Raw genomic sequence first — 24,209 nt, 5'->3', positions numbered from 1 at the left:
CTAGGCTTTCGCGTTTTTAATCATCCTTGATCTTGCCCTTCGTCAAACCCTCCCACCATTCGGCAAAACCCTCCGGGTTCTGTTCACCCGAATAGACGTCGACCAGGAACTGGCTGGTCGCTGCCATCTGGCCGGAGGTCGGCGCACCGAAATAGCCCGCCACCTCCATCGCGTTGCGGGTCGCGCGCTTCGTATCGTCGCCGTCCGCCAGCCGCTTCATGTCCTTGATGGTCCGCGAGGCGGTGGAGACGAAGCGGTCCACCGACGACACGCTGCTATCAAAGCCCTTGACCGCGACGTTCGCGAGATCGCGCACGACAGGCAGCGGACCGAGCGCGTTGAGGCTCATCGTTGAAAGCGCCCACTGGGTGAAGCTTTCCTCATCGTCGTCATCCGGCCAGCGCCCGGCCAGCCACTCGGCCGCCAGCGCCGGGAAGACGTAGAGCAGGAGGAAGCGCGTCACCAGGCCGGGGATCGCCGCCGCCTCGCGCTTGCGGAACGCGGTACCAGTGTCGCGCGCGAAATTGCGCTGGCGCTGATAATAGGCGCTCATGAAGCTGTAGAACGGCGTGATCATCTTCATCGCTTCGCCAGCCGCGCCCTTGCCGCGCATGATGGCAGCGAGATCCTTCGCGGCGCCGGAGCCCTGCGATTTACGAATGACCTCGTCGGCATAGGCGATCGCGACATCCTCGGCCGCGCCGGTTTCCAACGACTTGTTATAGGCGGCCATCCACGACACGACGGACACGAAGCGGTCCACGGCGCCGATCGCCATGAAGCCGGTGGCGCGGATGTCGGAGACGGTTTTGCCCAGACCGCTATCGTTGCTGAGCATGTCCTTCATGTCGCGGTCCATCGTGTCCATGCGCGAAGCGACCTCCTGGCTGCGCTCCAGCACGAACCCGAAGGCGTCGATCGGATGCTGGCCATAAGCGAACACGCCCTTCGCCATGGCGGCTGGCCCAACGACCTCGGCCGTCTGCACAAAGCCGGAGATCTGCATCGCGACGGTCGACCAGCGGAAGGCCAGGCCAGTGAAGGTCGCATTCACGCGCAGCGTCTTCAGCGCTTTCTCGAACCCGCCCAGGCCCTGCGCCTCATAGGCCAGCTCATTGGAGATGTGATGCAGCCACGGGTTGAACTGCTTCTGGATCTCCTCGCCCATCACCTCGCGCACCGCCTTGACGATGCGGGCGTCGTTCAGGAATTTATGCGTGTCCATCATCGCCTCACGGTGCGTGATGTCGTGCACAACCTCGGTGATGTGCCGCGACAGCACCGACGGCGACAGCAGGATCGGCATGTCCCGAACCTCGGTCCGCTCGTTGGTCGATCCGGCGCGCGTACTGGAGCGCTTATAGCCGTTGCTGAAAAGCTGGTCCGAGCTGATCGCCGTGAGCTTCTCGACGCGCAGATCGCGCGACGTGTCATAGACGACGGGGAAATAGCCGCCGCGCAGGGTGCCGGCGTTCGTCTGCACCTCCCGCGCCTCCACCTTATCCGGCTCGACGCCGTTGATCCGCCGCTCGAGCGCTGCAATGTCCGGCCATAGCGTGTCGACGATGTCCCAGACCTTCTGCACATAGGTCCACTCGGCCGGGGTCAGCTCCTGGTTGAGCATGTCGAGCATGGACTGTTCGCCCCAGCCGTAACCGCCCGCCAGCTTCTCCGCATTGCCCTCGTTGCCAAGGTTCAAGGCCATGGAGATCAGCTGGTCGCGCGTCATCACCGACTGCTGGCCATTCCGCGGATCGATGAAAGGCAGGGCAACCTTCTGCCCCCAGCGCTTGCGGACCTCCTTGGGCACCTCCGCCTGCGCCTTCTCCAGCGCTGTCACCATCGCCCTGGTCATCGTGCGCCGGCGTTCCTGCGCATCGACGATCCGTTGGAAGACGACGCGCTTGAACATGCCGAACTTGCCGCCATCCAGCCAGTCGAAGACGGTTTCCATCTTCAGGAGCGAAGCGTCGATCGACAGCATCGTACGCTTGGCCCGGCTGAAGAAGCCCGGCTCGAGGAAGGTCCGGTTCTCAGGAATCGCCTTGAGGTCGCGCGTGCCGATAAGGCCCTCGACCTGTTTGACCGTGTCGGAGATGACCGCCTCATAATCGCGCTCTTCCTTCGCATCGAGCAGTGACTGCTTATGCCGGCCGAGGTGGAGGATCTGCACGACAGCGTCATTCAGGGCGAGCAGCTGGCCGACCTTCAGCCGCGTCCAGTGCGTCCGGCCGATGGATTCGGCGAACGACGGCGGTACGACGACGTCATAGCCCTCCGCCTGGCGCTCGGCCGCCCAGGCCTCGAAACTCTCCTGCCGATTGATCGACCGCTGGGACCGCTCTTTCATCTCGACCTGTTCGAGCAGCAGCTGCGCGCGTTCGAGATAATCCTGATCCACGCCCTTCACGGTGCGGCGCTTGGCCCATTTCTCCAGCCGCTTGACCGCCTCATCGACTTGGTCGGCCCCGCGGCGTGCGGCGGCGACCAGCGCGTTATTGAGCATCTGGCTCTGCTTCTGGCGGAAAGCCTCCTCATGATCCTTCGCAATGACGGCGTCCATCGCCGCCCGGCCGGCCTTGGCGGCGGCACGCTCGTAGCGGATGATCGCCGAGCGGCTGGCGACATCGCGCACGCGGCCGTCGGTAATCTGCCGCTCGGCCCAGCTTTTCGCCACGCTGTAGGGGGTGACACGCTGCCCCGTCATGCGGCCGAGCACGCGCAGCTCCGCGCCCATCACCGCGCCCAGCTCGTCCGACTGGGCGGCGGCGAGCGCCTCCTGCTCAATACTGCCATCGGTGAAGGGATCGCCGAAACGCTCCAGCATCAGGGCCTCGACCTCCTGATCGATCAGGGCTTTGCGTACCGAGCGCTTATCGCCATTCTCACGCATCTCGCGGCGGCGGATCTCGATCCCCATCAGGGCGCGCACCATCTCGTCGCCGGTACGGAACCCGGCCAGCTCCGCGACGTCGTCGGGGTTTGCGCCGCCTTCCTTGTGCAAGCGCGTGAAATCCTTGGGCAGCATCGCCGCCGCATCCTCGCCCAATGTGTCCTTTATCCACTGCGTATCGAGCGGCGCCTCACGCGCCATGGCCAGGGCGCGATATTCGGGGAGGGCGTCGATGCGCTCGGTGACGTCCTGGCGCACCTCTTCCTCGCGCTCGCGCCATTCCTTCCCCACGCGCCGCTTCACCGCGTTCATCGTCTTGGCGAGCATTCGGCTCTGCGCGGCATCGCGGGCAGTGGTGGCAAGGTTCTGATAGCCGGCATATTCAGCATCCGTCATCGATGCCGGTTTCTGCGGGAACAGCGCCTCCAGATGCTGCGCGGCGATCGCGTCGGCCAGCTCTTCGTCGGTCGCGATGAGGCGATCCATCACGCCGCGCACCTCGTCGGAGATCGGTGTATTGAGGCGCGACACGCTATTATAGAGGCTGATCATCCAGGCCTTGAAGGTCTGGAACAGGCGCTGGAGACCGGGCGAGGGGGCCTTGCCCTCCATCAAGTAACGCTCGACACCCCGCGCCCAAAGCTCGTGGGCATCGACCGGGATTGCACCGTCTTCCAGCGGGTGACCATTGGCGGCGAACCAGTCCTGCACGATCTGCCAGTCGTCGCGCACCTGTTGCGGTGCATCGGCGTCGGCCGCGTCCTCGCGCAACTCCTCCAGCCATAGGTGCCCGGACTCATGCAGGAAGGTGGACGGGTTTTGGGTCTGGTATAGCTCGATGATGGCAGCAGCACTTTGCCCGCCGGGGAACAGGATGCGGCCACGCGGCCCGGTGCCGTGGCTTTGGTCGTACGTTTTGCCGGGCGGGTTGCGCACCATCTGCTCGGATGTGGTGAAACTGCGGGCTTTACCCTTGTTTTCGACGAAGCCCAGCGATTTATAGAACCGCTTCAGGCGAGCGACACTGCCGCCGAAGTCGCCGCTCGGAGTGAGCGCAACACGCATCCCAGCCACATCAGCGCGGCGCACGATCTCCCGCATCACCTCGGTACCAACACCTCCATTGCGTTGGTCGGCTGGAACCTCGATGCGACTTATGGTGGCGGTCGATCCATTGTCCGATATGGCAAGCTTTACGTCCGGGAATTCTGCGGCCGCCCAGCCCCGAACCTCCTCGGAAAATACGCCACCCTGATAGAATGCGTCGCCGTCCGCTTCCTCAGCCGCATAGTCCTCGATCGCCTTGCGGATATCGCGGCGGCTGGTCGTGTCGGGATCGATCCCGCGGTTCTCCAACAGGGCGCGCAATTCCTCCGCCGCGTCGCGCACGGACTTTTCGCGTGCGATCAGCGTGCGGTCCCGGCCCGCCACGCCCTCGGCGATCGCGTCCAGCAGGTCGTTGGCGGTCGGGCGCTGGTCGCCGAACTCAGGGAAGTACCCCGCTTCCCATGCGCGCTGCGCCCAGGCGTCCGCCCCATATTCATTCTCGCCGAAGCCGCCATCCTCCAGCAGCTCGCCCTGATCGCGGAGCAACCTGCGCTGGCCCGGCTTACCACGGTGCCAGGCGTCGGCGCCCATGGATTTCAGGTCGCCGCCGGTGTCAACGATGCCGCCGTCCCGCGCGATGAACTGCATCAGCGTCGGTCCGAGGTTCTGGGTCGGGTCCAGCCGCCGCTTCATGACATCGATGGCGACGTCGAGCTGATCGGCCTTCTGCGCCGCTGCGATATTCTCGGGCAGGATCTGGCGGACCTGAAGGCCGTCATATTCCGTGCCGGCGAGATCGCGACCCATGCGGGCGGCGCGCGTGCTGGCGCGCTGGGCGAGGAACTCGGCGTTCTGCCGCGCCATCGACGGCGACATGCCAGCCGTCGTCAGCTTTTCCGTGAGAGACTGGAGCAGCTGCTCGCGCGGGGCGGCGGCGGCACGGGCCTGCTCCGTCTCCTGCGCCATGCTGTCCGACAATTCCTCCATGGCGTCGGTCCAGGCCTCGTTGAACGTCTCGGCTTCGCGGAGCGACATGCCGCCAGCCGAGAGGCGGATATCGCTCTTGAGCGATTCCCAGCCCGGCGTCGTGGCCAGTCGCGTGAGCTCACCCACCGGCAGCACAAGATCGCCGCCGGTTGCCTCCGCCTCATCTATCTGGACGCGCCAGCCGTCGAGGTCGCCGGCATAGCCATCCGACTGCATGTAGGAGCGCACCGCCTCGGCTGGCAGATAGACCTGATCGACGCCGCTGTCCTCGCCCAGCTGCTGCACCAGGTCGGCGATCGCGTCGGGGGCGCGCTGCGCGGTTTTGGATTGCGCGGTGGCGGTGGCGATCTCGTCGAGGAAGGCGCCGCCATGCAGGGCGCTGTTGGCATCCGAGATGCGCGACACCATCGCGCCTATCGGCCGTAGCGCGGGCCGTGACAATTCGCCGGAGGCGCGCAGGCCGCCACCCATCAGGCCGCCGGCGACCATGCCGGCGAACGCCTGATCGAACATCTCGTCGGGATCGAACTTGGTACCGGTCTGTGAATGACCGCCGATATATTCGACCATGCTCTGGCCGAACTCGGTGGTCGCCTCGGTCGCACCGGCCTGCGCAATGCGGCCGAGCGCAGTTCGACCGCCGGCGCCGAAGATGCCATGGATGCCGACGCGCTCTAGAACGGAGCTGAGCACGGCGGCTGGAGTGGCTTCGACGACATCCTGTGCAGTGGCGTCTTCGCGGCCCTGCACCTGCGCACGGGTCTGGCCGATATTGCCAGCCTGTCCCGCGACGTAGAGAGGAGCGGCGAGGGCGGCCTGCGCCATCCCTGGAATGCTTTGCACGCCCGAATCGAGCCCAAACGCCAGGATGTTGCCGAGCGTTGGCCGCTGCTTCACCGTTTTCCATGTGGTTTTGCCGGCGACCTCTGTCCACGCGACATCCCCGTAAATCCGGGCCTGCGCGCGAGCCATAGCGGCGCCCGCCTTATCGCGGTCGTTATTTTCTCGGCTGGTCCAGGGCAGCGGGTTGCGGGCCGACCAGTCCTGAAGCGCCCCGCGGAATGAAGCGGCACCCGATTCCAGGCTGTAGAGCCCAGATTGGAACAGGTCGCCCATGCGATCGAGGAAGCCGCCGTCTCTGACGATATCGAGCTTGTCGAGCGCCACGCGGTTCATGAACGCCGAGCCGAGGCGATCGAGCGTTGACGCATCATCTGAAGCTGTGGCCATGCCTTGCGGATTACGCTCTGCCCAATTCCTGACCGATGGATGCCGATCATAAACTCCGATAATGACATCTACCCTGCGACGCTTTTCCCAGTCGTCAAGGTCCGCATCGGCGTGGCTAGGGGGAACATTATACTCGCGCGCTATCGAACTGGCGCGGGCTGCGCGCTCAGGGTCGGGGAGCCGGGCCAGCTCATTGCGCTGAACATTTCTGATGTAATCGACTAGCTCATCTTCAGTGCTCTTTTTCCCGCCCGGCGTGAGATAGTCGGGGAAATCTGTCACTGGAACGCTCCATACATGTCGATGTAGATTTGCGCGATCTGCGCGTCGTTCGGCGCCTGGCCTGAATGCGTCTTCTTCCAAGCGTTCACGATGTCGGAGCGGGTGCCTGCTGGGATATCGGTCACGCGGAAGGCTTTGCCCGGAGCAACCTCATAGCGGCGCTGGTTGTTTTCACCCCATAGCGATCCGGGCGTAGCCACCTTCAGTGTGGCTCGCTGCCAAGCCTGTTTGACTATGTCGTCGGTGACCTTCGCCCGGCCATTGTCCGTCATCGACCGAACGTAACGATCCATGTCGTTGAAGACGGCGGCATAGTCGTCGTCCTTCAGATTCAATTGGTCGATCTTGCTGTAACGGGTGATGCCCGACGTGATGCTGTTCGCGAAATCGCCACCCTTGCCGCTATATTCCTTTTGCCATTCGATGAGATTGGTCATCGCTCCTGGCGTAATCTGGCTGCTATATTCGCGCAGATCTTTTCGAGCGAAGCCGGCAGGATCGAGGGCGCGCTCGCGCTCGAGCAAGCGTTGAACGTTGTTGCCGTCCTTGGGCACGGACGCGGCGAGTTGCGCTTTTAGGTTGGCGTCTGCCATGTTGGTCAGCGTCAGTTGTTGCTGTGGCGACATCGATGCGAACGACGTGCCTAGCTGCGAGACGTTGGTGAAGCCGTTACCAAGCTCGACGGCGCGGGATATACCGGACTCATAGGCATCATTCTCGCGGGCGGACTGAAGGCCCTTCGCGTGCTGTACCCGCCGATCAACCTCCGCCTGCACGGACCGCTTCTGTTCCGGCGTCCAGCCGGCCCCGGAGGCAACAGCATCTAGACGGCCGTAGACCTCGACCTCATCGACGCCATCGGCAGTGCCGGCCAAGCCCATGCGCGCCGCAAAATCACTGACATACTTTTTGGTCTCGGCTGGCAGATGGTCGCGCCAGTCCTTCCCACTCTTTGACGCCTTGGCGATCGCGCCACGGACGCCGGTTCCCTTCGTGGCCGACCCCGGACCCGCGTTGTAGGCGGCGGCCGCCTTGAGAGGATCGCCGAAGTCGCGCAGCTGCTTGGCGAAATAGGCTTGGCCCAGCGCCACGTTATACCCGTGGTCAGTCTTATATTTGTTCTCGTCCCACTTTAGACCGGCCAGCTTGGCGGCCTCTGGAGCGGTGCCGGGCATCACCTGAGCCGGGCCGATCGCACCCTTCGGACTGGTCAGAAACTGGCCGTTCTTGCCGGTACCGCCCTCGATCGGGATAATGCCATTGGTGAACAGGCTCTTCGACGAATAGGCAACGCCTTCACCGGCAGGGACATTGGGTGCCGACTGGCCACCCATCACCATGTCCGCGCCCGATATCGAGAAGCGGAGCTCCATCGGTTCTTTCAAGCTCCGTGCGATCGCCAGCGTGTCGTCTGCGTTAAAATCGCCGCGGTGGACTGCGGCATAGCCAATCGCGTCGTCCTGGCGGTTATCGGCGAGCAACTGATTAAGGACGGCCAGCCGCGTGGCAGAGGTGTAATTGCGTTTCGCGACCGTCAGCCCGACGCCCGTGACGCCATGGACCTTGGCTTCCGCTTCCACGGCGGCAAGGCCCGCGCCGAGGTTTGCGCGAAACGCATTGTCATCCGACCAGTTGAGGACGGCTGAATCCATGAACTGCGCCTGCTCGCCCTTGGCGACGGACACCTGTTGCGTCTTGAGCGCACCGATGCTGTGCGTGCTGATCTTGTCGACAAAGCCGGTCTCGATTCCGCCAGCCGCCTGATCGAAATAGCGGCGCATCCGGTCATTGGTGGCTTTGCCCGAGAAGTCCTGCCGGAGCTTCGTGAGCTGCTCGCGCGTCGTGGTCGACCCATTGAGCGCATCAATCCCCTCGCTTGACAGGTATGTCGTCATCACCGGCGTTGCCTGAGACTGGAAATCCAGCAGCATCTGCCGGGCCTGCGTCCGGTCGAACTCGTCGTTCAGTGCGTCCTGCTGCTTGGCATAGTCCACTGCCTGGCCGCCCAGATCGCGCAGCCCTTCACCGATCGCCTCGCCCACCGGATTGCGGACCGGCTGGACAGCACCGACCGGGCGAGCAGCGCGATCGACGTTGTTGCCGCGATAGACGGGAACCGACACCATCAGCTCGCTCCCATCCCTTTACGGATCTTGCCATATTCCTTGGCGCCGCCGATCAGTGTGGACCCGACACTGAACGCCCCGCCGATCAGCGCGGCGGTGCTGGCATTGCGCTGCGATTTGGCTTCAGCCCGGTAATTGGCGCCTTGGATCAGGAACCCACGAACATCACGGTTCGTGTTTTCGGCGATGTTGCTGGCGTCCTCCTCGCCATACATGGCGGTATCGCCCACGAAATCGGCGGCCGACCCGAAGCTGATGTCCAGGCCGTTCGCCGCCATCGCCGCGCGCTGCGAACCCATGCGCTGAGACACTTCGCGATAATGCTTCACCTGGTCCTGCTGGCCGCGCTCTAAAGCATCGGCGGCCGAGGCACTGGCCTCCCTGCTGTTCGCCTCCGCCTGGCGTGCCGCGCCGCGGGATTGCGCGCTGGCAGCCAAAGCCGAATAGCCGGTGCCGGCCGCCGCAACGCCGGCGCCGATCAAGGCAAGGGTGGCCGGTTCACACATGGGCGGAGATCCTGAAGGGAACGAACTCTACCCCGCCATGCACTTCGCGCTCGCCGCCGACAGCAAAGCCCCAACGCGCCAGCAGGCTGATGGCGAGGGCATTATTTACAGAGACCAGATTCACGAGGGTCGGCGTCGTCTGGCGCATATGGGCGATCACGGCGGAGCCTTTGACAAGGAAGGAGCGGCCCTGCTTGTAAACCGCATCCGTGCCGAGGAACCATGGAGAGCCCACACCTTCTACCATGTTGAGCGCCGCCAGCCCGAGCATTGCGATCGGCGCGTCACCGTGCAGCACCGTAAGTGACCAGAGCGAGCGCCGCCTCGCGGATCGAAGCGCGGCCTTGGGCTCGTGGCCCATGGCGCGACACTCTAGCTGGTCAATAACGCGCATCTCGCGGGCAAGGCGGCCTATATGGCTGGGGAGGGACGGCACCAGCTCAACGGACACCCTTAGCCTCCAGATAGGCGGCGGTGACGCGCATCGGCAGTGGATTCTCCTGCCGAATAACCAGCGTGGTTTCGAAGTCGGCGACCTGCTCCATCTGCACCCGAACGATACCGCTGTAGAGCTTGGCCTGCATGCCCACTGGCTCAGTGTCACGGGTTACGACGGCTTCCTGAAGGTCGACGCGCCGACCAGCCGTCACGCCCAGCGTGTCGACGATGCGCATATGCGCGCGACCGGTCGTTTGCTTCGTGCCTGTGGATGCCCCGCCGGCCGCCTCGAAGTTGAGCGGCAAGGTCTCGACCGTGGCGATGACTGGCAGGCCGATCGTGACCTGCATAGCCTGGTCTGGGATTGTGACGCGGCCATTGGTGACGGTCAGGCCCTTGGCGACGAACCCGTCCGCCAGCGCCCACACCTCTTTGCCTTCGAGATGATCCAGCCGGTCGAACACGGTCCGCGCCTCTTCCAAAGACCATGACACCGCGCAGTCGAGATAGCAGGCCGCGCGGAAATCCTTCCATTTGGCGCTGGCGAGCTGCTCCAGATAATAGGCGTCGGCGCCATTGATGAAGCGCTTGATGATGAGATAGACCCGGTCCTCGCCATCCTCCGGCACCGAGCACACAGACTGAACCTCGCCGTCAATGTCCATCTCGGTCCAGCCCCACACCTGCTGTTCGCGCTGCCAGGTGAAGGCGAGGAGCTTACCGTCGTCGCGGACCGCCCAGACCACGGACAAGGGCTCCTCTGCATAGCACCAGTCGATGATGCGGTGACCGGTGAAGAAGTCGGGCGAGAACACGGACACGTCGTTCGACTGGAACCCGTCGATATCGAAGCTGTAGCCCAGCGTGCGGATCTCAGCGCCGATTGCCGGCTGGAATAAGGTGACGTTGTCGATCAGCAGCGCCTTCAATGTGGACGCGCCGCGACCGTTCTGGCGCACCACCTTGGGTGGCGGCGAGGGCGAAAGGTAATCGTCGTTCGCCCCCTTCACCTGAAAGATGCTGTCCGATGTCAGCGCCAGCAGGTTCTGCGCGGGGATCAGCTGGTTGATCGCGTTCACCTTGCCGGACGAGCACGCAATAGCGAGGCTGTCATCGGCCTTTAAAGGCCTGGCCTTGTCCATATTCTCGAAATCGGCCGAGCGAGAGCCGTAGATTGCATTGGGCGCGTTCTTGGTTTTTCCAAGGAACAAGCGCTGCTCGAAGAAGCTGACCGAGGATGGATAGTTGCCGGGCGCGTCGAACGGATTCCAGCCGACGATCGGCGCGTCGGATAGGTCCGCATTGATGTTGTCATCGCGGAAGGTCAACGCTGTCGTTTCGCCGATGAAGCCGAACGCTGCGCCATTCTCGGATTTATAGATACGATAGAAGGTGCCGTCCGCAACGGCGGAATAGACGATCTGATTGTAGTTGCGCTTCAGACCGAGATCGTTGGTGACCGTCACCGCGACGGACGCGCGGCTTTCCTGCCCGGTCAGGTCATTGACGGCCGATACCTTATAACTTGCCGGCTGGGGGAAATAGGCTGCACCGCTATTCGCGCTGTCGGTGTTGGGGGTGATCGCCGTGGCGTCGATCGTCGCCGGGGCGGCGAGTGTGGGGCCGAAGGCGACGTCCCCGAAAGACCAGCTGTAATGGCTGGCGCGAGTGAGCTTCGTGACCGGATGGTCCTGGTGCACGATGTACATGGTGTCGAACGACTGCGCATAGTCGATGTCAGGCAGCTCGACGGCGTTGTAAGGCGTGCCCGCACGGTAGAGACGATAGCCGCCCATTATGGAATGTTCGGCTTGATATTGTGGCTGAGCAAGCCGTTGCTGATATATGTCCGCGCGCGCTCGACAGTGAGGCGAACTACGTTATCGTGCCCATCGGGCAGGCCATGGTTCGAAATCATATCCCATCGGCCGTCCCACCATACGCGATGATTGCCGGTGCCGCGCAGCTTTCGGCCGCCAAAGTCGGCGAGCCAAACCTCTTGCTCTACGATCTCGACGCCGGTGACGCGGAACGCGCCGAGTACCATTGTTTCCTCGTGGCGCGTGCGCACCATGTCGCCCACTACGATATCGCCAGCCGGACGCTCGGCGCCGTCCGCCATCAGCACCAGGGTATCGGTCGTGACACAATAGCTGCCACCGCCGCCCGTGTTGGGGGGAGGGGGCGGTGTGACAGGAGGCGGGACCGGCGGATCGGGCGGGGGCGGGGCCGGATCTGCGGTGCGCAGCGTGCCGCCGCCAGATCCCGTGAAGGCGCCATAGCTGGTCGTGTCGAGGTCGATCGTGAAGTTGTTCTGGTCGATCACGGACAGGATCGTCACGACCCGCTCGTTGATCTGCACCATACCCTCGACGTCGCGAGCGATGAACTGGTCCCCCGCGCTGTAGGCGTGATAGGGAATCGTTACCTGTGCGGGGTTGGACCGCGTGATAGCGGTGATCGCCAGATGCTCTTCCAGCACCATGCCGCCGAACGCGGCTGGGCGCATGGCGCCTTGCGTGAAAGCGAGCGCATAGGGCTGATCGAGCGAGAAGGTGAACGGGAACAGGCGGCCGGGGCCGGGCAGCTTGTAGATGAAGCGCGTGCCTTGCCTGTTCTGGAATCCGCCGCGTTTGACCAGGACGATATTGACGCCCTGCTTTAGGCCCGCGCTGTACGATGCGATATCGACGCGAGCGTGCAGATCCTTGGAAAGAACGCCCTTGGAGAAATTGACCTGGCCGAGATTGACGCCCGCACCCATTAGCGAAACAGGCCATGCGTATAAAGCGTGCCCATGCCCACGCCGCGGGCCTGTGCGCGCTCGCTGACGAAGTCGTCATCATAGTCTGGCGTGCGATTGGCCTCGTCCGCGATCGCGCGCTGGCGCTGGATCTCCGCCATCTGCATCAGGCCGCGCTGGCGGGTCGCATCGTTGAGGATGGGCATCACGAGGCGGGAGGCCAGCTCCAGCACGACCAGCCGCGAGAAGGACGATGTGAAGGAGGCAACCTGCACCTCATCAGGGAGATATTCGAGGATCGCGTCGGGAAGGTTGGTGTAGAGTACCTGTCCTGCAATCTGATATTCGATCGTGGCAGCGAGCTGGGCAGCAATGCCGACGGTGCCGGCGTAACCGATAAGGCCAGCTTGCGGCGAGGCAGTGCCGGCGGGCAGGATGCGCAGTGGCGTGCCCAGGCCGGACGGGAGCGCATAGGCGAACGCCCATTCTCCGGGCCGACTATTGGAGATGACTGCCAACGCGGAGCGGACCTTGCCGAACCCCCAGTCATAGGCCTCCAGCAGATCGGATATGACGCCCCGATAGAGGCGCTTGCAGTGCCTGGCGCTCTGCTTGGTCTCGTCGTTCAGATCCGAGATGGTTTCCGCCGGCAGCTCGCCCAGCGCTTCATTGCAGATGTCGAGGATCGATCGCGCCATAGCGATGGCATACGACCCACGCCGCACGGCTAGAACGCTTTGCTGGTAGAAGTCAGGTGTCGCTGCGCTGCACGGCGATGCATGTGAACGTCGTGCCCACAGCACTCGCGCCGAATATGTCGAAATTGGTAAGCGCGGCGATCAGGGCGTTGACGCCGGTGACAACGGCCGTGAGCAAGGCAGTCAGAGACAGCGGCGCCATGGTCGGGAGCGGTCGGGACCGCCAGACCCTGATGACGCAGCCGATATAGGCGCCCGATGGTGCAGGCGTCATCACCTCCCTGACCCAGCTCTCCACCCTGAAGGTGGCCGGGTTGGCGCTCATGACGCCGGTGTCGGGCGGAATCTCGGTGCAGGTAATGCCGGGTGGCAGGGTAAATGTGCGGGTGAAGGCAATCTGGACCGTCGAGCCGACCGCTATAGTTGCCTTCGTGGTGCTAGTCAGTCGCGGGTGCTGATGTTTGGCGCCTGGCACCTTCATTCCCTCGAGTCCAGCCTTGCCACCTGTTACCTCCGGCTGGGGCACCTCATTGGCTATGACAGGAACCGTGACCGCCAAAGCCGTCAGGTCCGCGCTGGACGCCTTCCCCGCTACAGCGCCGGCGAGCGTATCGACCGACGACTGACTTGCCTTGCTGCTCACCTGCGTTGCAAGGCCACCAACCGTGGACGCGTTGGCCTTCTGGTTGATCTGGTTCTGAAGGCTGGTCGGATCGAACGCGGGCGGAATGACAAGAGGGACGGCCTGCTCTGTGCGGGCCGCCCCTCTGGGTCTCGTGGCGTCATAAGCCACGATGGGTTACTTCGTCGTCTTGGCCGCCGGCTTAGCGGCAGCGGCGGCGACCGCATCGGCCAGCTGATCCTTGAGATCGTCACGCTCTTTGGTGAGCTCGCCAATCTGCTGCATGGCGCTGTCCCGTTCCGTGATCGTTCCATCACGTTCGGTTTCCAGCCGCTTCACCTCCGCAAAGGCCTCGTCGCGCTCGCGGTTGGCGTCCGCAATCAGCTGCGCCGCGTCAGCATCATTGCTGTTCTTGGCGTCCAGCTTCGACTGAAGATCCGTGATGTCCAGGCCGAGTACGTCCAGCCGGTCGACGATCGCCGCCGCGCTCTTGGGGCCATGGCCGTTGCGGAAGAAGTCGATCAGCTCGTCGACGGTCATGTCCGCCGTCAGCTCGTCGGTGGGGGCGACCTGCGCCGGTGCCGATGCCGCGGGAGGCACCGGCGACCCCGCCTTGTAAAAGACGCCACCGATGAAGCTGTCATGATCAAGCACCTTGCCCATCATCGTTTCTCCTTAACGGCCCGTCCAGGCGGGCAGGTTGTTGGCATAGTCGGTACCGGCGACGAGGTGCGCGGACACCGCGCCAGCCGTATGGGTGCCGACATTGACGTACTGGACGCCGACGTAGCGCTTGGTCGTGTCCGGCATGGCGACATCCCAAACCGGCTGGCCCGCCACCAGCGTCGCTTCCGCGCGAACCGGGCCGGTTGCGAGCACCGTAGGCGACGACAAATCGGCATTGTCGCTTTCGATGATCTGCGGCGCGACGCTGGTGCCGCCGGTGAAGGTCACATCGACATTGATGTACATGCGCAAGCCGAGATTACGGCCCAGATTGCGCTTGGACACCAGGAGGTCGATGCTGTTGGTGGAGACCTGCGTCCCCGTGGTGAGCGCCTGCGCGTTAGACAGGCGGAGCTGTGCGTCTTTGATCAAGGTCTTATCCTTTCCTGCCCTTACGCGGTGACGCGCGATTCATTGACCTTCAGCGCGTCGGTGCGGCGGACCGGCACCTCGCCGAAGTTCATGACCTTCTTGCCGCCGGCGTCATCCCACGAGAGGAACGTGCCCTTCGTGTTGTTCATCTGGCGGCGAAGCATGGCGGACAATTCGCGCGGCATGTAGAACGCAGCACGAACGCCCTCTAGGCTTTCGATCATCTCGACCATCTGGGTCATGATGTCTTCGATATCGGCGCCGGTCGCCTTGTTCTTGACCAGCTGGTCAAGGTCGATGTTCGCGGCACGCACGACATAGCGCCAGTCCTTGACCATCAGGCCGGTGCGCCAGACCCAGTGATCCATATAACCCTGGTAGGGATTACCGGCACCGTCGCGCAGCACCATGCTGTCGGTACCAGCGCCCGGCGTGGTGACATCTTCGTGCTGGAGGCCGCCGATGCTGCCCTTGGGGAAGATGCCGGTCACGGTGTCGTGGCTCCATCCGATCAGATAGATCGAGCGCAGCTTCGTGCCCGAGCCAGCGCAGTCGAGCACCTGACCGGCCTTCTGGTCATTGGCGGCATTGAGCGTGTTGAAGCGGTTGGCGAAGCCGGTGAAGCCATCGCCGGCGGCCGTGTTGCCGTACATCAGGGTGCGGGCCATCTTATTGCCGTTGCCCTGAATATGCGCACGTCCCTCTTTGAGGCGATAGCCGTCGACATTGCCCGAGAGCTTGGCGATTTCCGCGTCCACCTGGCTATAGTCTTCGAGCAGCGCGCAGGTTTCTTCGATCGGCGTGGTGCTGCCCTTGGTGATCGGCACACCCGCGTTCAGCGCGCGCCAGCTACCTTCGGGCAGCGAGGTGCGGACGCTGTCCTTATGGCCGGTGACAAGGTTGCCTTCCATCCAGGTCATGTCTTCCAGGATGGGATTGGTCTGCTTGAGGACTTCGGCGATTTCCAGCTGCGACCCATCGGGCGCGAGCTGGTTGACGATGTCGATCAGCGTCGGAACATTAGATGCGAGAACAGCCATTAATTACCCTTTCCGGCCGTAGAATTTCTCTTCCGAGGTCAGGGGACGGCCGCCCCCCGTTCCCGGATCTGCTTTGCCCTCGGCAAGATCGCGCCCGATGCGCGACAGCATGCGCATCATCTGGGGGTGATTGCCGAGGCCTGATTCATTGAGGAAGGTGCGGAACTGCTGACCTTCCGCGTCGTCGGGGAGGAAGCGCGAGATCGTGCGGGCAGCGAGCGCCTTGCTCTCCTCCAGCCGTGAACCGCCGACTTCCTTGTCCGCCAGCGTTTCCTTGGCCCAGTCGGCGACGAGCTGCTGGCCGGCTTCTGCCGCCTGCGTCTCCGCGCGCTGCTGCAGGACCGGCAGCACCTTTTCAGCATAGCCGCCGAGCAGCTTGCTTGCGGCGTCCTGGCTCAGGTCCATGTCGCGCAGGACCGGCTCGAATGCGTCGAACGCTTCCTGGTCGAAGGTCACGCCCTCGCCCAGGTCGAACTCATATTTTTCGGGTGCACCGAGAAGGGAGGCGGCAGGATCTTCATCCTTATCGCCTCCCTCTTCGGGAGATTTGGGATCACCTCCTTCCGGATCAGCGTCAGGCGCAGGATCAGGCTTGGGTGCCGGATCGCCGCCGAGCAACGTGTTATCAGGCGCGGGATCAGCGGGAGCGTCCGCACCCGGATCGGCGGCAGGCGTATCACCGCCACCGGTGCCCGCATCATGGTCAGGCGCACGCATGAAGCGGCCGTGACGGCGCTCCATCGGCGTCATCGCCGTGCGGCTGAGGAGGCTACTCCTCCGACTGATCTTCATATCGATTTCGACGAGCACTAGGTTTCTCCTTGGGGGCAAGAGCCTCGGATATGGCGAGGTGGATCGCGGCCAGCGGCTGCGCGCTTCCCGTCGCATGCGGCAGTGCCGCTTCGACCCATCCGAGAATTTCCAACCCCAAGGCGCGCTTTCCTTCCAATCGAAGGGACGTGTCGTCCTTGGTGGCTGGGATGGCGATACCGGCGCTTTCGACGATCCTGAAAAGAAATCGACGAAAAGCCCGAACTTCTACCAGGTCGCGCAGCTCCTGCTCTTCGACCTGCCTGCTCATTGCTGGCCGATCTCATTGAGGAGGGCAGCGGCCTCGACGCCAGCCTTTGCCGGCTGGGCCATGGCGGCCATGCGTTCCTGCTGCTGTTGCTGTTGGCGCTGGGCGCGTATCTGGTCGACCACGGACGGATCGCGCATGCCGACGGCGGGCGCTGCGCTGCGCTCCCAATGATCACGGACCAGCGCATCGCCGTCGACCAGGTCGATCGCATCCGGCTGGAACTGGGCAACCGCGCCGACAAAGGCGAGCGAGCGCTCGGTCTGCCCCGCACCCATCATCTTCTGGGCCTGCGCCAGCACCGATATGAACTCGATATCGATCTCTTCGTCTTCCAGCTCCTCGGGCGGGAGAGGGAAGAGGCCACCGCGCAGCGCGATTCCGAAGGCACGCTCGACTGCGACCTTGAGCATATCGACGTTGATGCTCTCGATGACGGGGCCGAGCTGCGTCATCTTCTCGTCGTTGCGCAGCTGGGTTTCGAGATCGTTCAAGGGCTGGACGCCATCGCGCTCGGTGATAGCCATGAACAGATCGGCATAGGTCGCCTCACTGATCGCGCGGCGGCACTCCTGCACGTCGGCACCAACGAGGTTGATCGCCTGATAGGGCGCTTCGTAAACGACCTCGACCTTGCCCGCGTCCACGCTGGCGAGTGCGGTATGCTGGCCTGGCCGCATCTTGAAGTCGCGCGGCCCCTGCGTCGGTGGCTTCACGACCATGTCGGTCACTTCGCCCTTGCGCTTGGACTGGGCCTGAAGCTCGCGCATGTCGGGCAAGGCGTCGCGGCCGGGGCCGGTCGCCCAGACGTCCGTGCCATCGACCGCCCAGCGCGCGACCCAGAAGGGTTGCTCCATATAGCCGCGATGCTCGAGCAGGCGGCTCTTGTCAGTGTCGCAGGCCATCCACTTGACCGACCGCCACTTCATGCCTGCCGCGCCCCAGCCGCGTTCGCGATATTCCGTGTTCGGCTCGATCAGGTGATAGACAAGGAACGTCGCGGTGTAGCTGGAGGCGTTCCAGGCTGTTCGCACCGACTGATCCACGGCCGACCAGTCCATGCCGCCGTCAGGCTGGCGGACATAGCCATCGACCAGCTGGCGGGTGGTCATCATTACCCAGCGCAGCAACGTGTCGACCTTGCCCTTGCGGTTCACATCGCAGGCAAACTCGCCAATCTTGAGGCCGATGCAGTTGATGCCGAACTCATCGTCATCGTCCATGATCGCCGCGGCGTTGCCGAAGCGGCCGAGCTGGCCATAATTGGAGCGGACGACGCGATAGAAGTTGGAGCCGGCGAAGATCATCGACAGCACGCCAACGCAGGAGCCGAACCAGACCTTGGTGGCTTGGGTGGCGGTAGACTGTCCGCCGCGATCGCGCTTCAGGGCGAAGTTGAACCATGGGCGGTTGGGCGAGCTGTTGCCTGAGTAGAGGCCGCTTTCGACATAGCGGAAGACGCGGATCGAATGGCCGTCATATAGCGGGCGGGACTTGGGTCGCCTGCGCCCCTGCTGATTGGAGATCAGGCCCTCAGTGATCGGATAGCCCGAATAGAGGGCGATCTCGTGCCACTCGGCCTTTTCCTGATCGACCAGCGCGTGCATCGTGGTGGCGCGAGCCTTCACATGCTCTTTGAGCGTGAGCTCCTTATGAGGGTTCAGGCTCAGCGTGGCCATTACGCGCCGAGGATGCTGGTGGTCGTGGCTGGCGCAGCTGCGCTGGCGGCGGTGTTGCCGGTGACGATCAGGGAGGAGAAGCCGCGCCGGCGGCGAGCATCATCCGTGGATCGGGTGGCGGCGTCCTTCTCCGGCATCTGCGCAGCCTGGCGCTCCGGGACGGTCGTGGCTTTCGGGGCTTTGGGCATGCACATGCGCAATCAGATACGCTGGCAGGCCGTCGCCAAGAATGTGCTGGTGGTAGAAGTCAGGCGTAGCGATCTTCTGCAAAGCCGTCGTCGCCGGCGTAGCGATCGCCATTCTGCCCAATGCCGTAGTTGGCCGGATTGAGCGAGGCAGGCACGGCACGCGGTGCGACGGGCTCAGCGAAGGTGCAGGCCAGCGCGTCGCCATCGTCGGGCGAAGCCACGTCGCGCGCCCGCATATGCTCCTTTCGCTCCAGCAGGATACGCTGGTCTGCGTCATAGCTATATTCCGGCGCGATCAGATCGTCCTCGATCGCCTGCTCGTCCGGGATCGCGCCATATTCCAGCCAGGACCGCATCGTCGTCCAGATCTCCGACCGCTTGTTCGCCGTGCGCACGCGGACATTGCCCGACCATGTGGCGTCGCGGCCCTTGCCGCCGAAGGCAACCTCGACGATCAGCGTGTCCGGCAGGATCTGACGCAGGCGATCGATGACGCCCGCACCCATGGCGCCGACGTCCACCATGATCGCATCAGGGTGCCACTTCATAGCCTCGATAGCGATATCGCCGGCGACCTGCATCGTGTCCTCTTTGTACCAGCGCTTCCACGGGCGGGAGCGGGCGTCACGGCCCTGGCGGATCGCGAGCGTGCTATGGTCATCACCGAAGCGGGCGACGTCGACGCCGAAGATCACCGGATCGGTGCGCAGCACGACGGGCTCGCGCGAGCGCGCCGCCTCGACCAGGTCGGAGCCTATGAACTGCATGGAAGAAGCAGACGGAAACATGCCACGAACGCGGACCTTTACGATATCACTGTCCACGCCATAGGTGTCGACCAGCTCTTGCAGATAGGCTTTGTTGGTGCCTTCTACCGTGCGGCTGTCGATCTGCTTGGTTTTCCAGCGATTGCGCAGTTTGCCGAAGCACTGGCGGAACCAGCCGGTATTCTTTGTCGGGTTGCCGAATGCGATCCAGATAATCTCGGTGTCCGCGTCGGTGAGCGCGCCGAGCGTCACCTCCCAGACCTTGTCGTCGATGCCCGATGCTTCGTCATAGATGATGACGATGCGCTTGCCCTCATTGTGAAGGCCGGCGAACGCTTCTGTATTCTCTTTGGACCAGGTGACCGCGTCCAGCCGCCAGCTCTTCTCATGGCCGGGCGTGGTGGACGCCAGCGCGGAGGCGGTGATCTTGAACCACGCGGCGGTGATCGCCATGCGCGCCCACTTGGCGATCTCAGGAATCGTCTTCGTGCGCAGCTGGGGCTCGGTGTTGGCGGTGATGACCACCTTGCAGTCGTCGCAGGTGTCGAGCGCCCATTTTGCAATCATGGAAATAAGCGCGGACTTGCCGATACCGTGGCCCGAGGCGCGGGCGATCATCAAGGGCGTAAAGCGGGTCTCGGGGTTGGATAGGTGGTCACCTATCTCTTCCAGCACCTCTTTCTGCCACACGCGCGGGCCGGGATGCTTTTCGAGTGGCGTCCCCTTCTCGCCCCATGGATACGAGAAGAGGACGTGACCTAGCGGATCGTGCGTAAAATCGCCGATCGCCTCCGCCAACAGCGCATCGTCACTGGTCGACGGGGCATGTTTCATTGATGTCCGTCAGTCAGCCTTCGCAGGCTTGTCGCCGCGCAGGAAAGCGTCGAACGCTTCGGCGCGCGCGACGATGTCGTTCGGGCGGTCGGGCTGGAGTGACGTCGCTACAGCTTTATCCAAGGCGAACTTGCGGCGATCGATGGCGTTAAAATCGTCCTCATTCATCTGTCTTTTCCTCTTGGCTACGGGTGCGCGCCATGGCCCGGGCGCGGCGGGCTGCGATCAGCGCGGCGATATTCTCACCGGCATCGACCTCGATCTTCTCTTTGAACATGCCCAGATGCTTGGCGACGTTCTCCATCGCCTTGTCCTGATCGCGCATCTTGATCTTCATGCCGTCGCGCGTGATCTCGACACCGGCATAGAGAAGGCGGGCGGCGCCCTTCAGGTGGCGCGTGTCGTGCGCAAACACATCTTCCCGACCCTCGCCAAAACATTTGGGGCAGTCGCGGTGCGGTACCAGCGTCTTGTTGTAGCCATAGCCACCGATATCGGTGGGGAAGGTGCGCGGGTCGGCATTCTCCACCATCGCCGCAGCCTTCATCGCCGTTAGATACTCTTCCACGTCGATCCATTGATGCTCGAAGTCGATGCCATAGCAATTGCGGCAGCAGAGGCGGCGCAGCTGGATCAGATCGTTGGCATTGGCCGTGGCGATCTCCCACCAGTGCTGGAGCACCATGTCGGCGGTGATCTCCGTACGCTCGGAGCGCGCGGCCTGCGCGGCGGCGATCGCGGCGGCAACCTTGTGATGTCTGAGGAGCTTGCACGCGCTCGCCTCGGCCGAGTTGCCGCGCGCGCTATATCCGGCGCGGCGATAGGCAGCGGCGGCGTTGAGATCGACGAGATATTCCTCAACGAAGCGCGCCTGTTTACCAGCGAGCCCCTTCATGGCGCATCAACGGAGAGCGCGTCGCAGCGGGCGCGGAAATCGGAGTCGTCGACATAGAGACGGCGCGAGATGCGATGGCCGTGCATGACGGTAGGGTGGGCGCGGTTCATGGCACGGGCGATCTTGTGGTAGCTATAATCCAGGCGCTTTGCCTCAAACGTGATCGCCATGCGCAGCACGCACAATCCGCGCGCGGTAGATGACCCGCGAATCGCCGCGACCTTCTCACTATTGCCATCGGCCGCGCGGAAGATGATCTGGCAGATCACCAGCTCGGCGCCGGAGACCGTGGCGAGCAGCTCGGGCGAGGTGTAGCGCGCCGAGGTGACGGGCCAGTCCTGCTTCGCCTTGCAAAAGCGGGAAGGGCACCGGCTGGCCTCCGACAGCGCCACCCGTGCGTCGCACTGGCGACAATATTGTTTACGCTCGACCATGTTCGACCCGATCCCCGTTATGCTGGTGGTTTTTCATGCGAGAACCTAAGCTCCGCATCTGGGCCCAGCACGGCGTGCATGGCCTGCCCGATCTCGTTCGCGAAATTGCCGCGCAGATGATCGGCGGCAAAGCTGCTGACCGCGACGACGGTGAGCGTGCCGGCCTCGATGTCCATGCGGCAGGGGCCGACCCACTGGGCATAGACCTGCTCGCCCAGCTTGGCCTTGGCGTGGGCGCGGATCTTCGCCGCCGCACCGTTTTCGCGGCTGGTGTCGTGGGCCTTGGCCGGCTGCACTGGGCCGGTGGCGGCTGGCGCGGTGTGGCGGACGCCTGCCTTGGCGTCGCGTAGCACACGGCCCGTGATCTCGTTGATGCGGTTGCACCAGGTGCGGTTCCAGTCGAGCTTGCGCGCGCCGGCCCTGCCTTCTGCAAGCCAGAAATTCAGGAACGCTTCGGCCTCAGCCTCGTACGCACCGGCTGGCCACTGTCGCGCCTTGGCCTGAGCTCGCGGCGGCAGATCGGCGATGGCAGGAGCTATCCAGTCGCAGGGGATACGCTCCCCACGACCAGCCTTTTTCGATGAAACCTCATCGCTTCCACCCCCTTGGGGGGGATTAGAACCGTTAGGTTCTAAGGGGGTAGAAGGGTTATTAAATGGTTTGGGTGCACCTCGTGCGGGGGTAGGCGCACCAGATGCACCGGTGCACGCTGTTCGGGGGTGCACGTCGTGCACCGGTGCCGCATTCTCTACTCTGCCCGATGCAGCGGGTGCATCCTGTGCGGGGGTGCACCTCGTGCGGGGGTGGACGGTATAGACGACACCGCGCCCCGGCCGCTCGTCGCGGCTGATATGCCCGTCGGTTTCCAGCGCCCGCAGGCAGTTCTGCACGCCCCGCTCCGACAGAGACGTCTTTTTCATGATGCTGCGCTTGTCGGCGCGCCCCTTGATCGGAATCCACGTCACGCCGTCATCGTTCGCGGCATCGGCCAACACCAGCAGCACATAGCGCTCGGTGGTCGGCATGAAGTCCATGCCGTCGCCCATCACGACGTTCATAAGCTTGATGCTCATCCTCCCACGACCTCGATCACGACCTTACCATATTTGGCGCGATCGCCGAACTGGACGACAGGCTGGCCGAAATGGCGATCATCGACGCCGAGCGCCCAGGCAATGCCATCCTGATAGGCTTTGATGCTTGCCCCGGCATTGTCCTTGTCGGGCAGCGGGCCAGCCGGCTTGCAGTGGAAGGTGACGACGAGGCGCAGCTGCTCGCCTGCCGGCGCGTCTGCGCGCTTCGACAGCGCAGCCACGCGCGCCCAACCCTTGTGGGTCTTGGTCGCCTTATGCTTGCGCATGTGATGCCCGCGACCATTGGGCCACAGGATCGGCGCAGGAAAGGGCAGTTCGATAATCATGATGCACCCGCTGATCTCATCCTCGGGGCGGTGCTGGACCGCCCTCCGGTGATGTCAGTTGACGTTGGCGCGGACAGCCGCGTCCTTGGCTTCGAGCAGCTTGCGCAGGGCGACAGTCCGCTCCGGGTTGCGGGGCAGCGTCTCGACGATGTGGCGGGCGAGCTCGCAGAACGGACGCGAGGCGGCCTGAAGGACGGCCGGCAGGTGCGAATAATGGAAGTAGCGCAGGATCGCGTCGGTACCCATTTGCTCAGCGGTGAACTCGGTAGGCGGCGGATCGAAAGCAGCGTCCGTCATGATGATCTCCTCAGGATAATGCGCGTAGGTGGTCACGATTTGCGGCGTCTATGCCCCCCTGTCGAAACCGCTTGCCCCGGCTGGGCGGCGTTACCGGACCGCCCGGACGGACATCGTGTCCTTGTTTGTGCCCAGGCCGACGCGGCCGTCTGGGTGGAACATTCGACAGGGGTAGCTTGTCACGGCGGCACATGATCCTCGTGCGCCTTGCGCAGCCGCTCGACGGCGGTGGCGAAATGCTTGGGATTGTGCTCGATCCCGATAAACCGGCGGCCGGCCTTCACCGCCGCGACGCCGGTGGAACCGGTGCCCATGAACGGATCGCAGATGACCTCGCCGGCGACGTTGGTGATGATCTTGTCCATCACCTCGTCCGGCTTCACCGTAGCATGGCCGAATTTCGCATCGCCGCGTGGCGACATGGCGACGATCTCGCGATCGAGCTCCAGCAACGTGCCGCGTGGATGGAAGTCACGGTTCCAAGCATGGATGTAGATCTCCATTACCGGGCGGTAATGCTTGTTCGCCACCGGCTGGGGGTTCTTCTTCCGCCAGATGCACAGCGCCTGCCGCTCAAAGCTGCCGTCCAGATAAGGCAGGAGCTTGGGCAGCTGGTCATTGTGGCAGAACACGACGGCCGCGCCGCAGAGCAGCGGATTGACGATCGTGTGATCGAAGCCATCGGCCAGGCCCTCGTCGAGGATCTGGTCCATGCCCTGGCGCTGGGCGCGATAGTGCCCGCCGCCTTCCGCCCTAAACTCATAGGGCGGGTCGGTGACAATCGCATCCACCCAGCCGAGGCGGGGCAGCATCACATAGGCGTCCGCAAGGTAGAGCGTCGCGCGCGCCATCGTGACGACAGTGGGGGTGACGGTGTCCAGCATCAGCCAGCCGCCCGCTCCACGAT

General features: G+C 63.7%; 23 protein-coding genes. All 23 read right to left on the bottom strand.

What is annotated here, in order from left to right:
- Positions 1–16 precede the first annotated feature (16 nt).
- Positions 17–6,439, bottom strand: a complete 6,423-nt coding sequence (locus AC07UX_RS06030) for an acetyltransferase (RefSeq protein WP_495191041.1) — start codon at positions 6,437–6,439, stop codon at positions 17–19.
- Positions 6,436–8,481, bottom strand: coding sequence for a transglycosylase SLT domain-containing protein (locus AC07UX_RS06025; RefSeq protein ID WP_495191040.1), 2,046 nt, complete (start codon positions 8,479–8,481; stop codon positions 6,436–6,438). Before AC07UX_RS06025 ends, AC07UX_RS06030 begins: the two co-directional genes overlap by 4 nt.
- Before the next feature lie 83 nt (positions 8,482–8,564).
- Entirely contained in the window at positions 8,565–9,047 is a 483-nt protein-coding gene (locus AC07UX_RS06020; RefSeq protein WP_495191039.1) for a virion core protein, T7 gp14 family, read from the bottom strand.
- Positions 9,048–9,063: 16 nt separating this feature from the next.
- The gene (locus AC07UX_RS06015) at positions 9,064–9,522 is read right to left on the bottom strand and encodes a hypothetical protein (RefSeq protein ID WP_495191038.1); all 459 of its coding nucleotides are present in this window, start codon (positions 9,520–9,522) and stop codon (positions 9,064–9,066) included.
- Complete coding sequence (locus AC07UX_RS06010) at positions 9,512–11,305, bottom strand: phage tail protein (protein ID WP_495191037.1); 1,794 nt, start codon at positions 11,303–11,305, stop codon at positions 9,512–9,514. The genes AC07UX_RS06015 and AC07UX_RS06010 overlap by 11 nt, the downstream gene beginning before the upstream one ends.
- Complete coding sequence (locus tag AC07UX_RS06005; RefSeq protein WP_495191036.1) at positions 11,305–12,273, bottom strand: Hint domain-containing protein; 969 nt, start codon at positions 12,271–12,273, stop codon at positions 11,305–11,307. The genes AC07UX_RS06010 and AC07UX_RS06005 overlap by 1 nt, the downstream gene beginning before the upstream one ends.
- Entirely contained in the window at positions 12,273–12,950 is a 678-nt protein-coding gene (locus AC07UX_RS06000) for a phage connector family protein (protein ID WP_495191035.1), read from the bottom strand. The genes AC07UX_RS06005 and AC07UX_RS06000 overlap by 1 nt, the downstream gene beginning before the upstream one ends.
- 52 nt (positions 12,951–13,002) lie before the next feature.
- Positions 13,003–13,743, bottom strand: coding sequence for a hypothetical protein (locus tag AC07UX_RS05995; protein ID WP_495191034.1), 741 nt, complete (start codon positions 13,741–13,743; stop codon positions 13,003–13,005).
- Positions 13,744–13,749: 6 nt separating this feature from the next.
- Complete coding sequence (locus AC07UX_RS05990) at positions 13,750–14,238, bottom strand: hypothetical protein (RefSeq protein WP_495191033.1); 489 nt, start codon at positions 14,236–14,238, stop codon at positions 13,750–13,752.
- Positions 14,239–14,247: 9 nt separating this feature from the next.
- Positions 14,248–14,670 (bottom strand): Bbp16 family capsid cement protein, encoded by a 423-nt coding sequence (locus tag AC07UX_RS05985; RefSeq protein ID WP_495191032.1) that lies wholly within the window; start codon positions 14,668–14,670, stop codon positions 14,248–14,250.
- A gap of 20 nt (positions 14,671–14,690) precedes the next feature.
- Entirely contained in the window at positions 14,691–15,710 is a 1,020-nt protein-coding gene (locus tag AC07UX_RS05980; protein ID WP_495191031.1) for a major capsid protein, read from the bottom strand.
- 3 nt (positions 15,711–15,713) lie between these two features.
- Entirely contained in the window at positions 15,714–16,520 is an 807-nt protein-coding gene (locus AC07UX_RS05975) for a hypothetical protein (RefSeq protein ID WP_495191030.1), read from the bottom strand.
- On the bottom strand, positions 16,480–16,791 hold the full coding sequence (locus AC07UX_RS05970; RefSeq protein WP_495191029.1) for a hypothetical protein: 312 nt from the start codon (positions 16,789–16,791) through the stop codon (positions 16,480–16,482). Before AC07UX_RS05970 ends, AC07UX_RS05975 begins: the two co-directional genes overlap by 41 nt.
- Entirely contained in the window at positions 16,788–18,467 is a 1,680-nt protein-coding gene (locus AC07UX_RS05965) for a portal protein (protein WP_495191028.1), read from the bottom strand. The genes AC07UX_RS05970 and AC07UX_RS05965 overlap by 4 nt, the downstream gene beginning before the upstream one ends.
- Positions 18,467–18,655, bottom strand: coding sequence for a hypothetical protein (locus AC07UX_RS05960; protein ID WP_495191027.1), 189 nt, complete (start codon positions 18,653–18,655; stop codon positions 18,467–18,469). The genes AC07UX_RS05965 and AC07UX_RS05960 overlap by 1 nt, the downstream gene beginning before the upstream one ends.
- Before the next feature lie 59 nt (positions 18,656–18,714).
- Positions 18,715–20,220 carry a terminase gene (locus AC07UX_RS05955; RefSeq protein WP_495191026.1) on the bottom strand — a complete coding sequence of 502 codons (1,506 nt, stop codon included), beginning with the start codon at positions 20,218–20,220 and terminating at the stop codon, positions 18,715–18,717.
- Between the two features lie 45 nt (positions 20,221–20,265).
- Positions 20,266–20,424, bottom strand: coding sequence for a hypothetical protein (locus tag AC07UX_RS05950; RefSeq protein WP_495191025.1), 159 nt, complete (start codon positions 20,422–20,424; stop codon positions 20,266–20,268).
- Positions 20,417–21,151: a terminase small subunit gene (locus AC07UX_RS05945; protein ID WP_495191024.1), complete on the bottom strand. Its 735-nt coding sequence runs from the start codon at positions 21,149–21,151 to the stop codon at positions 20,417–20,419. Before AC07UX_RS05945 ends, AC07UX_RS05950 begins: the two co-directional genes overlap by 8 nt.
- Complete coding sequence (locus tag AC07UX_RS05940) at positions 21,148–21,585, bottom strand: hypothetical protein (protein WP_495191023.1); 438 nt, start codon at positions 21,583–21,585, stop codon at positions 21,148–21,150. Before AC07UX_RS05940 ends, AC07UX_RS05945 begins: the two co-directional genes overlap by 4 nt.
- 17 nt (positions 21,586–21,602) lie before the next feature.
- Complete coding sequence (locus AC07UX_RS05935; protein ID WP_495191022.1) at positions 21,603–22,658, bottom strand: DnaA N-terminal domain-containing protein; 1,056 nt, start codon at positions 22,656–22,658, stop codon at positions 21,603–21,605.
- Complete coding sequence (locus AC07UX_RS05930; RefSeq protein ID WP_495191021.1) at positions 22,655–23,005, bottom strand: hypothetical protein; 351 nt, start codon at positions 23,003–23,005, stop codon at positions 22,655–22,657. The genes AC07UX_RS05935 and AC07UX_RS05930 overlap by 4 nt, the downstream gene beginning before the upstream one ends.
- Before the next feature lie 54 nt (positions 23,006–23,059).
- Positions 23,060–23,338, bottom strand: a complete 279-nt coding sequence (locus AC07UX_RS05925; protein WP_495191020.1) for a hypothetical protein — start codon at positions 23,336–23,338, stop codon at positions 23,060–23,062.
- A 143-nt stretch (positions 23,339–23,481) separates the two neighbouring features.
- Positions 23,482–24,186: a DNA-methyltransferase gene (locus tag AC07UX_RS05920; RefSeq protein WP_495191019.1), complete on the bottom strand. Its 705-nt coding sequence runs from the start codon at positions 24,184–24,186 to the stop codon at positions 23,482–23,484.
- Positions 24,187–24,209 lie beyond the last annotated feature (23 nt).

This window comes from Sphingobium sp. GW821-FHT02B05, from assembly GCF_059421905.1.
Note: the sequence above shows the minus strand (reverse complement) of the source record. Positions and strands in the feature narration are given on the sequence as shown.

Excerpts from the sequence above, each read along its gene's own strand:
- AC07UX_RS05930 (WP_495191021.1), bottom strand. The coding sequence starts at position 23,005 with ATGATTATCGAACTGCCCTTTCCTGCGCCGATCCTGTGGCCCAATGGT.
- AC07UX_RS05960 (WP_495191027.1), bottom strand. The coding sequence starts at position 18,655 with ATGCCCAAAGCCCCGAAAGCCACGACCGTCCCGGAGCGCCAGGCTGCG.
- AC07UX_RS05935 (WP_495191022.1), bottom strand. The coding sequence starts at position 22,658 with ATGAGCATCAAGCTTATGAACGTCGTGATGGGCGACGGCATGGACTTC.
- AC07UX_RS06005 (WP_495191036.1), bottom strand. The coding sequence starts at position 12,273 with ATGGGTGCGGGCGTCAATCTCGGCCAGGTCAATTTCTCCAAGGGCGTT.
- AC07UX_RS05970 (WP_495191029.1), bottom strand. The coding sequence starts at position 16,791 with ATGAGCAGGCAGGTCGAAGAGCAGGAGCTGCGCGACCTGGTAGAAGTT.
- AC07UX_RS06010 (WP_495191037.1), bottom strand. The coding sequence starts at position 11,305 with ATGGGCGGCTATCGTCTCTACCGTGCGGGCACGCCTTACAACGCCGTC.
- AC07UX_RS06000 (WP_495191035.1), bottom strand. The coding sequence starts at position 12,950 with ATGGCGCGATCGATCCTCGACATCTGCAATGAAGCGCTGGGCGAGCTG.
- AC07UX_RS05945 (WP_495191024.1), bottom strand. The coding sequence starts at position 21,151 with ATGAAGGGGCTCGCTGGTAAACAGGCGCGCTTCGTTGAGGAATATCTC.
- AC07UX_RS05940 (WP_495191023.1), bottom strand. The coding sequence starts at position 21,585 with ATGGTCGAGCGTAAACAATATTGTCGCCAGTGCGACGCACGGGTGGCG.
- AC07UX_RS05990 (WP_495191033.1), bottom strand. The coding sequence starts at position 14,238 with ATGATGGGCAAGGTGCTTGATCATGACAGCTTCATCGGTGGCGTCTTT.
- AC07UX_RS05920 (WP_495191019.1), bottom strand. The coding sequence starts at position 24,186 with ATGCTGGACACCGTCACCCCCACTGTCGTCACGATGGCGCGCGCGACG.
- AC07UX_RS05950 (WP_495191025.1), bottom strand. The coding sequence starts at position 20,424 with ATGAATGAGGACGATTTTAACGCCATCGATCGCCGCAAGTTCGCCTTG.
- AC07UX_RS05980 (WP_495191031.1), bottom strand. The coding sequence starts at position 15,710 with ATGGCTGTTCTCGCATCTAATGTTCCGACGCTGATCGACATCGTCAAC.
- AC07UX_RS05965 (WP_495191028.1), bottom strand. The coding sequence starts at position 18,467 with ATGGCCACGCTGAGCCTGAACCCTCATAAGGAGCTCACGCTCAAAGAG.